The 12,072-nt window shown below is 69.4% G+C and carries 10 protein-coding genes; 6 read left to right on the top strand and 4 right to left on the bottom strand.

Annotated features, from left to right (window positions below):
• Positions 1-9: 9 nt before the first annotated feature.
• From ABT254_RS00645 to ABT254_RS00630, 4 genes are all read left to right on the top strand, one after another.
• Positions 10-1,452 (top strand): ABC transporter permease, encoded by a 1,443-nt coding sequence (locus ABT254_RS00645; RefSeq protein WP_351462266.1) that lies wholly within the window; start codon positions 10-12, stop codon positions 1,450-1,452.
• 246 nt (positions 1,453-1,698) lie between these two features.
• Positions 1,699-2,382, top strand: a complete 684-nt coding sequence (locus ABT254_RS00640) for an ABC transporter ATP-binding protein (protein ID WP_351462265.1) — start codon at positions 1,699-1,701, stop codon at positions 2,380-2,382.
• 272 nt (positions 2,383-2,654) lie between these two features.
• The gene (locus ABT254_RS00635; protein ID WP_351462264.1) at positions 2,655-5,882 is read left to right on the top strand and encodes a S8 family serine peptidase; all 3,228 of its coding nucleotides are present in this window, start codon (positions 2,655-2,657) and stop codon (positions 5,880-5,882) included.
• A gap of 80 nt (positions 5,883-5,962) precedes the next feature.
• Positions 5,963-6,733 (top strand): group II truncated hemoglobin, encoded by a 771-nt coding sequence (locus ABT254_RS00630; protein WP_351462263.1) that lies wholly within the window; start codon positions 5,963-5,965, stop codon positions 6,731-6,733.
• 65 nt (positions 6,734-6,798) lie between these two features.
• Here ABT254_RS00630 and ABT254_RS00625 read toward each other — a convergent pair whose 3' ends face one another.
• A complete protein-coding gene (locus tag ABT254_RS00625) occupies positions 6,799-7,710 on the bottom strand; it encodes a helix-turn-helix domain-containing protein (RefSeq protein WP_351462262.1) in 912 nt (303 codons plus the stop codon).
• A gap of 170 nt (positions 7,711-7,880) precedes the next feature.
• Between ABT254_RS00625 and ABT254_RS00620 the strand changes: the two genes are divergently transcribed.
• Complete coding sequence (locus ABT254_RS00620) at positions 7,881-8,921, top strand: NAD(P)-dependent alcohol dehydrogenase (RefSeq protein ID WP_351462261.1); 1,041 nt, start codon at positions 7,881-7,883, stop codon at positions 8,919-8,921.
• Positions 8,922-9,097: 176 nt separating this feature from the next.
• A complete protein-coding gene (locus tag ABT254_RS00615; protein WP_351462260.1) occupies positions 9,098-9,481 on the top strand; it encodes a VOC family protein in 384 nt (127 codons plus the stop codon).
• Between the two features lie 9 nt (positions 9,482-9,490).
• Here ABT254_RS00615 and ABT254_RS00610 read toward each other — a convergent pair whose 3' ends face one another.
• Genes ABT254_RS00610 through ABT254_RS00600 form a run of 3 tightly spaced genes read right to left on the bottom strand, consistent with a single transcriptional unit; the run spans position 9,491 to position 12,012 of the window.
• The gene (locus ABT254_RS00610; protein ID WP_351462259.1) at positions 9,491-10,231 is read right to left on the bottom strand and encodes a type 1 glutamine amidotransferase family protein; all 741 of its coding nucleotides are present in this window, start codon (positions 10,229-10,231) and stop codon (positions 9,491-9,493) included.
• A gap of 27 nt (positions 10,232-10,258) precedes the next feature.
• On the bottom strand, positions 10,259-11,365 hold the full coding sequence (locus ABT254_RS00605) for a serine hydrolase domain-containing protein (RefSeq protein WP_351462258.1): 1,107 nt from the start codon (positions 11,363-11,365) through the stop codon (positions 10,259-10,261).
• An 8-nt stretch (positions 11,366-11,373) separates the two neighbouring features.
• Entirely contained in the window at positions 11,374-12,012 is a 639-nt protein-coding gene (locus ABT254_RS00600) for a DUF4291 domain-containing protein (protein ID WP_351462257.1), read from the bottom strand.
• Positions 12,013-12,072 lie beyond the last annotated feature (60 nt).

Raw genomic sequence — 12,072 nt, 5'->3', positions numbered from 1 at the left:
TTGCGGCGCATGTTCTTCACCTACCTGAGGCGCGAACTGCGCCGCCGCAGAAAGGCGGCCCTCGTCGTCGCCTCCGGTCTTGCCCTCGGCATCGCGCTCGTCATCGTGGTCAGCTCCGTGTCGTCCGGCATGGGCAGGGCGCAGGACAAGGTTCTCCAGTCGCTGTACGGGCTGGGCACGGACATGACGGTCACCAAGGCGGCGACGCCGACCGCGAGCAACTCCCAGCGTCCGCGCTTCCAGTTCGACGCGCGGAACAACGACGACGACTCGACACAGAGCAGCGACCGGGTCCTGGTGCAGGGCTTCACGACCCTGGCCTCCTCGACCGTCGGCAAGGTCGCGGACCAGAAGGGAGTCTCATCCGCGGTGGGCGGGCTGAGCCTCAACGTGGTGAAGGTCGACGGCCAGTTCACCCGTGGGCAGTTCCAGCAGAACCAGAACTCCGGGGGCAGCCAGGGGGGCCGCGGCGGCGGCACCGGGCAGCCGCAGGGCGAAGTGCAAGGCGGCGGCGCCGACTTCGACATCAACCAGTACACGGTGTACGGCACCGACGTCACGAAGACCGCGCTCGGCCCGCTGACCTCGTCGAAGATCACCAGCGGCCGTACGTTCAGGACGGCCGAGACGAACGCCGAGGTCGCCGTGGCGGACTCCGCGTACGCCAAGGAGAAGAAGTACAAGGTCGGTTCGACCGTCACCATCAAGAACGTCAAGTTCAAGGTGATCGGGATCGCGACCGCGGACAGCGGTGACGCGGCGGCCAACCTGTACATCCCGCTGCGGCAGGCGCAGACGCTGGCCGGCCAGAAGAACAAGGTCACCACGGTCTACGTCAAGGCGACCGACTCCCAGCAGATCGACTCCGTCAAGTCGACCATCCAGAAGAACGTCTCGGGTACGACGGTCACGACCTCGTCCGACCTGGCGAAGACGGTCTCCGGGTCGCTGTCCACGGCGTCGTCGCTCGCGACCAACGTCGGCAAGTGGCTGTCGATCGCCGTGCTGGTGGCCGCGTTCCTGGTGGCGGGGCTGCTGACGTCCTCCGCCGTTTCGCGGCGGGTGCGGGAGTTCGGGACGCTGAAGGCGCTGGGGTGGAAGTCGGGGCGGGTGACCCGGCAGGTCGTCGGTGAGGCGATGGTCAACGGGCTGTTGGGCGGTGCGCTGGGGATCGGGCTCGGTCTGGTGGGGGCGTACGCCGTGACCAGTGTCAGCCCGACGCTGCAGGCGCAGTTGGGCGGCGGCGGTGGTACGGGTGGTCCCGGGGGCTTCGGGGGGCCCGGGCGGCGGGCGGCGCAGACGCTGGAGGTCGCGCTGACGGCGCCGGTGAGTGTGACGACGATCGTGCTGGCGGTGGCGCTTGCTGTGGCCGGCGGGTTGATTGCCGGTGCCTTCGGCGGCTGGCGGGCGTCTCGGCTCCGTCCGGCGGATGCGCTGAGGCGCGTCGAATAGCTGACGTCGGCTGGGGCTGGGCGGGGGTGGGTTGCGCGGCCCGGCGCTACGGGGTGCCGCCCGCGCCCACCCGTGCCGCCCTAGGCGGCACGAATGCCCGCGGCCTGACGGCTTACTGCCCGCAGCTGGGGCGGCTACGGCAGCTGCAACGGCTTTTAGGGGCGCGGGGAACTGCGCGACCAGCCCCCACCGACCCGCAGTCGAACACGACACCACATCCCCCCGAAACCCCTCTCAGGAGTCACCATGTACGAACTGAGAAACGTCACCAAGCGCTACACCCGAGGCAAGGACACCGTCCACGCCCTCGACGGAGTCGACCTCTCCATCGCCGACGGGGACCGCCTGGTCATCCAGGGCCCCACCGGCGGCGGCAAGTCCACCCTCCTCCAGATGCTCGGCGGTCTGGACCGCCCCACCTCCGGCGAAGTCGTCCTCGACGGCACGGACCTGGCCAGGCTCTCCGAGGCCAAGCTCACAAGCGTCCGCAGCGAGAACATCGGCTTCGTCTTCCAGTCCTTCAACCTCATCCCGACCCTCACCGCCCAGGAGAACGTCGAAACCGCTCTCGTACCCCTCTCGGTGAAGGTGAAGGAGCGGCGCGAGCGGGCCGCCGAGGCGCTGACCTCGGTCGGTCTCGGCGAGCGGCTGGGACACCTGCCCGGCGAGATGTCCGGAGGACAGCAGCAGCGCGTCGCCATAGCCAGAGCACTCGTCAAGCAGCCGAAGGTGCTGCTCGCCGACGAACCCACCGGAAATCTCGACGAGTCGATGCGCGACGAGATCATGGAGGTGCTGGAGCGCATGTGGAAGGAGCTCGGGCTGACCTTCATCATGGTCACCCACGACTCCGCGATCGCGAGGAAGGCCCCGCGGCTGGCGACGATCCGCAAGGGCAAGCTCACCGTCAAGGAGAACGCGGGCGCGTAATTGCCCGGAACGGTAACGGCTTTGGGACCGGCTCGTAACAGTCCCCAGGGCCGCCTCTTACCTTCTTCTCATCTATTGAGCTGCCTGATCACCCCCCGGCATACTGCGTGTTCCGGGGGGTGCACGCGTTCATGTGTGCGGGACCGCCCCCGGCCGGGTGACAGGGGAAAACGCCCGGTACTTCATCTCCAGGGGGAGACTTGCGCAGACAAGTGAAGAGAGCATGCGCGGCAACCGTTGCCACGGCGGCCGCCGTGGCCCTGGCGGCGGGTATGACCAGCCCGGCGTCCGCGAAGCCGGAGCAGTCGACGACCGCTCCGCAGACTCAGCTCACGTCCAAGCACCGCATCACCCTGATCACCGGCGACCGTGTGGTCGTCGACTCCAAGGGCCGGGTCGTCGGCCTGGAGCGGGCGAAGGGGCGCGAGCACATACCCGTTCAGTTCCGCAAGGCCGGCGGGCACACGCTCGTCGTACCGGCGGACGCGGCCCGGCTGGTCGCCACCGGCAAGCTGGACCAGCGGCTGTTCGACATCACCGAGCTCAACAAGTCCGCGACCCGCAAGTCCCAGGCCAAGGGGCTGAAGGTCATCGTCGGCTACCAGGGCGCGGCGACCGCCGCGAAGGCCGACGTCCGTGACGCGGGCACCCTCCGCAGGACCCTGAAGTCCCTGAACGCGGACGCCGTTCAGACCCCGCAGAAGGAAACGCCCGAGCTGTGGGACGCCGTCACCAACGGTGCCACGGCCGCCGCGGGTATCGCGCACGTCTGGCTCGACGGCACCCGCAGGGCCAGCCTCGACAAGTCCGTCCCGCAGATCGGCGCACCGAAGGCATGGGCCGCCGGCTACGACGGCAAGGGCGTCAAGATCGCCGTACTGGACACCGGTGTCGACGCGACCCACCCGGACCTGGCGACCCAGGTCATCGAGTCCAAGAACTTCTCCACCGCCGCCGACGCCACCGACCACTTCGGGCACGGCACGCACGTCGCGTCCATCGCGGCGGGCACCGGCGCCAAGTCGGGCGGCAAGTACAAGGGTGTCGCGCCCGGCGCGAAGATCCTCAACGGCAAGGTCCTCGACGACACCGGCTCCGGTGACGACTCCGGCATCCTCGCCGGCATGGAGTGGGCGGCCGAGCAGGGCGCCGACGTCGTGAACCTCAGCCTCGGCGGCCAGGACGCGCCCGGCATCGACCCGCTCGAGGCCGAGGTCAACAAGCTGTCCGAGCAGAAGGGCATCCTCTTCGCGATCGCCGCGGGCAACGCCGGCCCCGAGTCGGTCGGTTCGCCCGGCAGCGCCGAGGACGCGCTCACCGTCGGCGCGGTCGACGACCACGACAAGCTGGCCGACTTCTCCTCGACCGGCCCGACCGTCGACGGCGCCATCAAGCCCGACGTCACCGCGCCCGGCGTGGACATCACGGCGGCCGCCGCCAAGGGCAGCGTCATCGACCAGGAGGTCGGCGAGAACCCGCCCGGCTACCTGACCATCTCGGGTACGTCGATGGCGACGCCGCATGTCGCGGGCGCCGCCGCGATCCTGAAGCAGCAGCACCCGGACTGGAAGTTCTCCGAGCTCAAGGGCGCGCTGACCGGCTCCGCGAAGGGCGGCAAGTACACGGCCTTCCAGCAGGGTGCGGGCCGTATCGCCGTCGACAAGGCCATCAAGCAGAGCGTGATCGCCGACCCGGTGTCGCTGAGCTTCGGTGTGCAGCAGTGGCCGCACACCGACGACAAGCCGGTCACCAAGCAGCTGACGTACCGCAACCTCGGTACGAAGGACGTCACGCTCGACCTGTCCGCCACCGCCACGAACCCCAAGGGCCAGGCGGCCCCCGCGGGCTTCTTCAAGCTGGCCGCGACGAAGCTGACCGTCCCGGCGGGTGGCAAGGCCTCCGTCAACCTGACGGTCAACACCAAGCTGGGCGGCACGCTCGACGGCGCGTACTCCGCGTATGTGACGGCGACGGGCGGCGGGCAGAGCGTGCGTACGGCAGCGGGCGTACAGCGCGAGGTCGAGTCGTACAGCGTGACGTTCAAGCACATCGGGCGTGACGGACAGCCGACCGGGAACTACAACGACGTCCTGCTCGGCTACTCGGGCCTGGCCGAGGGCCGCGGCTACCCGGTGACCCTCTCGGACTCCGGTACGACGACGATGCGCCTGCCCCGGGGCAACTACCTGCTGGACGCCTGGATCGCGAAGGACCTCGTGAAATTCGAGGGCGGCCTCGACTGGCTGGTCCAGCCGAAGCTGAGCGTCACCAAGAACACCACGGTGACGATCGACGCCCGCAGGACGAAGGCGGCCGACATCACGGTGCCGGACGCGCAGGCCGAGCAGCAGCTCGGAATGGTCAGCTACAACTACGACCCCGTGGGCGGCTTCGGCTTCGGTCTGAAGTCCTTCGCCGACGTGCGCGTGGCGCCGCTGGGCGGCGAGGTGTCGGGCCTGCACCAAACCTGGAACGGCCAGTGGACCAAGGGCGACGACGCCGAGTACGACGTGGCCACCACCGCCAAGGTCAAGAAGATCCAGGGCGACAAGGTCCGCCACTTCAAGGCGAGCGAGCTCGCCACGGTGAAGAACAACCTCGGTTCGGGAGCCCCGGGCAAGACCGGCGTCCTGATGCCCCTCGGGCTGTTCCCGCAGGACGCCGTCTTCGCGGGCGGCATCGAGCAGAAGCTGCCGGGCGCACGCACGCTGTACCTGTCGACCTCCGACAAGATCCAGTGGACGTGGGACTTCGAGCAGATCAAGGGCCATGACGCGGACGGCTTCCCGATCCCGGAGGCGTACTACACGCTCGGCGACCCGCAGACCTTCAAGGCGGGCCAGAAGTACACGAAGACCTTCAACAGGGCGGTCTTCGGTCCGCATCTGAACAAGTACTTCGGGCTCTTCCGCGACGGCAACAGCATCTACGGCTATCTGCCGCTGTTCACCGACGGGGCGGGCCACGCCGGCTCCTCGGAATTCACCGCGGTCGACACGACCCTGTACCGCAACGGCACCAAGGTCGGCTCCAACGACGACCCGCTCTTCGGCAACAAGGAGTTCAAGGTCCCCGCCGACGAGGCCGACTACAAGCTGACGACGTCCGTCAAGCGCAGTGTCCTGGTCGCGGAGGCCTCCACCCGCATCGACGCGAGCTGGACCTTCCGCTCGAAGAAGACGTCCGACGTGGCCACCCTGCCCGCGTCCACGGTCCGCTTCAACGCGACCACCGGCCTGGACAACAAGGTGGAGGCCGGCAAGACGGTGTCGATCCCGGTCACCGTCGAGGGCGCCGCCAAGGGCAGCAACCTCAAGTCGCTGTCGGTCTACGTGTCGTACGACTACGGGAAGACCTGGACGAAGCTCGACGTCGTGGGCGGCAAGATCAAGGTGAAGAACCCGGAGAAGGGCAAGGCCATCTCCTTCCACGCCAAGATCACCGACAAGCAGAACAACAAGTCGACGATCTCGATCTACAACGCGTACTACGCCGAGTGAGCCGCAGGTTCGCTGAGCGCTGAGTGATCCGCCCGCCGGAAGTGCAGCTTCCGGCGGGCGGTCCGTGTTTCCGTGGGCGCATGACCACACAGACCGTCGAGTACATCCGCTACCGCATCCCGGAAGACCGCTCGGCGGAGTTCCTCGCCGCCTACACCCGGGCCGCGGTACAACTGGCCGCGGCACCGCAGTGCGTGGACTACGAACTCGCGCGCTGCGAGGAGGACTTCGAGCACTACGTCCTGCGCATCACCTGGACGTCGACCGAGGACCACCTGGAGGGCTTCCGCAGCTCGGACCTGTTCTCCGACTTCCTCGCGGAGATCCGCCCGTACGTCGCCCACATCGAGGAGATGCGCCACTACAAGCCGACGGCGGTACGCGGTACGGGGTCCTCCGTGCCGACGCTGTACGACTGGGCCGGGGGCGCCACCGCCTTCTCCCGTCTGACGTCGGCCTTCTACGACAAGGTCCTGAAGGACGACCTCCTCGCCCCGCTCTTCGCCGGCCTGGCCCCCGACCACGCCGAGCACGTCGCCCTCTGGCTCGGCGAGGTCTTCGGCGGCCCCGCCACCTACTCCCTGACCCAGGGCGGCCACGGCCACATGGTCGCCAAACATTTCGGCAAGCACATCACCGAGCCACAGCGCCGCCGCTGGGTCAACCTCATCCAGGACGCGGCGGACGAAGCGGGACTGCCGACGGATGCCGAGTTCAGGTCGGCGTTCGTGGCGTATGTGGAATGGGGGACGAGGCTGGCGGTGTACTTTTCCAGCCCGGACGCCAAGCCGCCGGCGGAGCAGCCGGTGCCGCGGTGGACGTGGGGGACGATGCCGCCGTATCAGGGGTGAGGTCTTTCAGCAGCGGTCTGGGGGCGGCAGCCCCCAGCAGCGGTGCGCCAACCGCCGGGCACAGCTCAGGAGGACGGCGCCGACTGCCCCGCCCGAGTGGCGTCCGCCCCCCAACTGGCCAGCAGCCGCAACGCCTCCGCCGATGCGGACCCCGGCTCGGCGTGGTACATGGTCAGCGCCTGATCGTCACCGTCGGCCGAGCGGAACGACTCGAAGTGGAGCGTCAGGTCACCGACCAGAGGATGGTGCAGACGTTTGACCCCGTAGCCCTTCTCCTGCACGTCGTGCGTGGCCCACAGCCGCCTGAACTCCTCGCTCTTCACGGAGAGTTCGCCCACCAGCGCGGACAGCCGCGGGTCGTCCGGGCAGCGGCCAGCGTCCATCCGCAGGAAGCTGACGACGTCGCTGGCCTTCTGCTCCCAGTCGAGGAACAGCTCCCGGTACTCCGGCCGCAGGAACACCAGCCGCGCCCAGTTCCGCTCCTGCGCCGGCAGCTCTCCCCAGTCGCCGAAGACGGCCGCCGCCATCCGGTTCCACGCGAGGATGTCCGAGCGCCGCCCGGAGATGTACGCCGGCACCCCGTCCATCGAGTCCAGCAGCTGCCGCAGCGAACCCCGCACCTGCTGCGACCGGGCCACCGGCTTCTTCTTGTGCTGCTTCGGCTTGGCGAGGTGGATGAGGTGCGCATGCTCGGCGTCCGTCAGCCTGAGCGCCCGCGCGATCGAGTCGAGCACCTCCGCCGACACGTTCCGCCCGTTGCCCTGCTCCAGGCGCGTGTAGTACGCCACCGAGACGCCCGCCAGCTGCGCCAGCTCCTCGCGGCGCAGTCCGGGCACCCGCCGGTGCCGGCCGAAGTCCGGCAGCCCCACGTCCTCCGGCTTCAGCCGGGCGCGCCGGGTGCGCAGGAACTCGCTGAGCTCGGCACGACGGTCCAGAGCCCCGGCGGGCTCGGGTACGGCATCGGGCTGTTCGTCCATGCCTCAAGTATTCACTGTCGTACGTACAGCATCCTGACCCCGCCAGTGGTAGGCACAGCGGACCTATGCAGAAGCGTGGGCTGGGTGAGGGCTCTGAGGTCCGGCATGCTGAACGACATGCCCGGTCAGAAGGCAGCCGGGCGCGTAACCACTGCTAGGAGACCACCGGCATGACCACTGTTGCCGCTTACGCCGTCCCCGCCGCGAAGGCTCCGCTGGAGCGCACCACCATCGAACGCCGCGAGGTCGGCGAGTTCGACGTCCTGATCGACATCAAGTTCGCCGGCATCTGTCACTCCGACATCCACCAGGCGCAGGAGGGCTGGGGCGAGGCGATCTTCCCGATGGTCCCCGGTCACGAGATCGCGGGCATCGTCTCCGAGGTCGGCGCGGGCGTCACCAAGTACCGGGTCGGCGACCGTGTGGGCGTGGGCTGCCTGGTCGACTCCTGCCGGGAGTGCGAGAGCTGCAAGGCCGGCGAGGAGCAGTACTGCACCGGCGGCAACGTCGGCACGTACAACTCCATCGGCAAGGACGGCGAGCCCACCTACGGCGGCTACTCCCAGAAGGTCGTCGTCGACGAGAACTTCGTCGTCCGCATCCCCGACGCCCTCTCCCTGGACGTGGCCGCGCCGCTGCTGTGCGCCGGCATCACCACCTACTCCCCGCTGAAGCACTGGAACGCCGGCCCCGGCAAGAAGGTCGCGATCCTCGGCATGGGCGGCCTCGGCCACATGGGCGTCAAGATCGCCCACGCCCTGGGAGCCGAGGTCACGGTCCTCTCGCAGTCCCTGCGCAAGAAGGACGACGGCCTCAAGCTGGGCGCCGACCACTACTACGCGACCAGCGACGAGCAGACCTTCAAGGACCTCCAGGGCTCCTTCGACCTGATCCTCTCCACGGTCTCGGCCCCGCTCGACTTCGGCGCCTTCCTGTCGCTGCTGAAGCGGGACGGCGCGCTGGTGAACGTCGGCGCCCCCGAGGAGCCGATCGCCCTGAACCTCTTCTCGGTGATCGCCGGCCGCAAGACCCTCGCCGGTTCCATGATCGGCGGAATCGCGGAGACCCAGGAGATGCTCGACTTCTGCGCCGAGCACGGTTTCGGCGCCGAGATCGAGGTGATCAGCGCGGACCAGATCAACGAGGCCTACGAGCGGGTGGTGACGAGCGACGTACGGTACCGCTTCGTGATCGACGTCGCGACGATCTGACAGGTCTGACAGGTCTGACAGGGCTGAGAGATCTGAGAGATCTGACCGGCCTGACAAGTGGGGCCCCGGCGGAAAACGACCGACGGGGCCCCACGCGCGGGCTCCCCGAGGCCTTGTGAGGCGAGCCTTACCTTGCCCGCCCTGCGGAGTATCTTGGGCGTGAGGAGGCCCACACGATGAACGTGCAGCTGAACCACACCATCGTCGCCGCTCATGACAAGAAGGCGTCGGCCCAGTTCCTCGCCGACATCCTGGGGCTGGAGCCCAGCCCGCCGTTCGGCCCCTTCATCCCCGTCGAGATCCCGAACGGCGTGACCCTCGACTACATGGAGACGGACGACGACATCACGCCGCAGCACTACGCGTTCCTGGTGTCCGAGGACGAGTTCGACACCATCTTCGGCCGCATCCAGGAGGCAGGACTGACCTACTGGGCGGACCCGTACCACCACCGCCGCGGCGAGATCAACCACAACGACGGCGGGCGGGGCGCGTACTTCGACGACCCCAACGGCCACAACCTGGAGATCATCACCAGGCCCTACGGCAGCGGGAGTTGACCTGCCGGTTCACTCGGCGGGGAGGAACTCGCCGGCTCCGTAGGCCCGTACGAGGACGCTCCCGTCGGCGGACGGTCGCACGGAATGCGCGCGCCCGAGGCCCGAGACCCGGGCGCGTCCGTCCGCGCCGACCTCCACGACCGTGTTCTCGTCGATGGCCACACCGTGCGGGAGTCCGTGCCTTGCGACGGCGGCGGTCATGCGCGGCAGCGTCCCCCACTGCGCGGCGTGCACCTCCACGGAGAAGGGCACAAGGCCGAGCCCGGCCCGTACGGCGATCTCCTCCAGGTCCTCGGCCGTGTCCTCGTGGCACACGGGTACGCCGTCGTCGAGCCACCCTCCGACCACGGCGTGCCGCGCCGCGACCGCGGCCCCGGCGGAGAAACCGGCGTACGCAACGCCGAACTCGGCGAGCGCGGACCGCACTCGGTCCAGACAGCCGGCGAACGCGTCCTGATACGCCGGCGTCAGCCCACCGCAGACCAGCAGCCCGTCCAGATCCTGGATGCGGTCCGGGTCGAACTCCCCGCCGATCGGCACCAGCAGCGGTACGGGCCCGCAGTCGGCGACCTTCCGCAGTACGGCGTCGTAGCGGCCGAACTGCTCGCCGCCGTCCCCTTCGTCGAGCACGACACAGCCGATGCGCGGCCCCGCGGCCGCCCGCAGGAAAGGCCCGTAGACGGCGTGCGCGGCCGTCGCGTCCCAGCCGCCCCCGATCAGGAACGTACGACTGCCACGGCTGCCCGCCACTTCCCCCACAATCTCTGCGTCCACCCCTCAGGCCCGCAGTCCCACGAGACCGTCGTAGGCGGACATGACGATCTCCAACCCCCGGTTGTCGTCGGCGGGTTCGCGCATCTGGTTGGTCACGTACGCCACCACCATCCGGGACTCGGGTTCGATCATCACCATCGATCCGCCCCAGCCGCCCCAGCCGTAGGTGTTGCCGAACAGCCCGTAGCCCAGCCCCCAGCGCACCGGCATGCCCAGCACCCGGTCGTCGCCGCTGAACTGTTCCTCCCAGGCGCGCTCGCACCCCGCCTGCGACAGCAGCCGCACTCCGCGCAGCGTCCCCGCGCAGGCCATCGCCGACTGCACGAGCGCGACCGAGCGGGCATTGCCGAATCCGCTCGCCGCGGGGATCTGCGCACGGCGCCAGGCCACGCTGTTGCCGTCCCGGACCCGCAGGGCGGTCCCGGCGGCGGGCGTCGCACCCCTGCCGGGCGCACTCGCGACGTACTCCTCGTCCCGTCCCGGCGGCGGCACCGTGAGCGCCACCCGCCGGTCGTGCTCGGCGGCCAGCCCGATGTGGAAGTCGGCCCCCAGCGGCCCGGCGATCTCCTGAGCGAAGAACTCACCCACGCTCCGTCCGCTCACCCGCCACACCACCTCGCCCACGAGGAACCCCTGGGTGAGCGAGTGGTACCCGGCCGCGCTGCCCGGCTCCCACTGGGGGGCCTGCGCGACGAGCCGCGCCGTGGCGGCCGGCCAGTCGTAGAGCTCCTCGACCGGCCCGTCCCAGTCGGGCAGGCCCGCGGTGTGCGAGAGCAGGTGCCGCACCAGCACCCCGCCCTTGCCCGCCGCGGCGAACTCCGGCCAGTACCGGGCCACGGGCGCGTCCAGGTCGAGCGCGCCGCGGTCGGCCAGGACGAGCGCGGCGAGCGCCGTCATGGTCTTGGTGACGGAGAAGACGCCCACGATCGTGTCCCGCTCCCACGGCACGGTGCGCCCGGCGTCGGCGAACCCGCCCCAGACGTCCACCACCGGTTCGCCGTCCACGAAGACGGCCACCGAGCCGCCCGTGTCCCCGCCGTCCAGCATCTCCGCCAGCTTGCTGGGCACCGCGGTGAACAGACTGTCGTACGTGCCCTGGATGTCAGCCATGCGTGGCATTAGCCCGCATCTGCACGCGGTGCGGCAACCGAATTTGCGGCAGCCGACGGACGCAGATGGGCCAGGAGTTCGTCCCCCGCGGGGTACGGCCGCTCCCGCGGAAGCAGCCGGGCCGCCGAGCCGAGGTCGCCGCTGCCCACATACGCACGTATCTCCCGGGCCAGTGGGGTCACATCCCTGATGGCGACCGTCCACTCGTCCGCATAGCGCCGTACGGCCTCACCGGAGAGACCGAGCTGCAACGACCGGTACGGCAGCGGCTGGAGCCGCAGATCCCGCTCGGGATCCCACTGCACCCGGGCCGGCGCAGCCTTCAACTCCCGCCGCCAGGCTTCCCGCTCGGCGTGCACGGCGGGGACATGGCTCGACAGACACGCATGCCGCAAAGCCCACTCGAAGCCGTCCCGGCTGATCTCGACGGCGAGCACGGTCTCCTGCCCTGTCTTCGTGCCCCAGCCGGAGCGGTACATCATCCACAGGAATGACGGCTTGATCCAGGTCATCCGGTCCCGCTTCCACGCGGCGGGAAACCGTCCCGTGCGGGCCGCGGGTCCACCGATCTCCGGTGGGTAGGCCTGGTAGACGGTGATCGTGGACTCTGTGTGGACCGCACGGATGCCGCGCTGTGGATCTTCCATGGCATACAGCGTGGGGGACGGCCGGTGCGGGCGGCGACCGGTTTTCGGCCGGAGGGCCGG

The sequence above is a fragment of the Streptomyces sp. NPDC001137 genome, assembly GCF_040298885.1.
In the GTDB taxonomy this organism is placed as follows: domain Bacteria; phylum Actinomycetota; class Actinomycetes; order Streptomycetales; family Streptomycetaceae; genus Streptomyces.
This window is presented reverse-complemented; position numbering and strand designations above follow the sequence as displayed.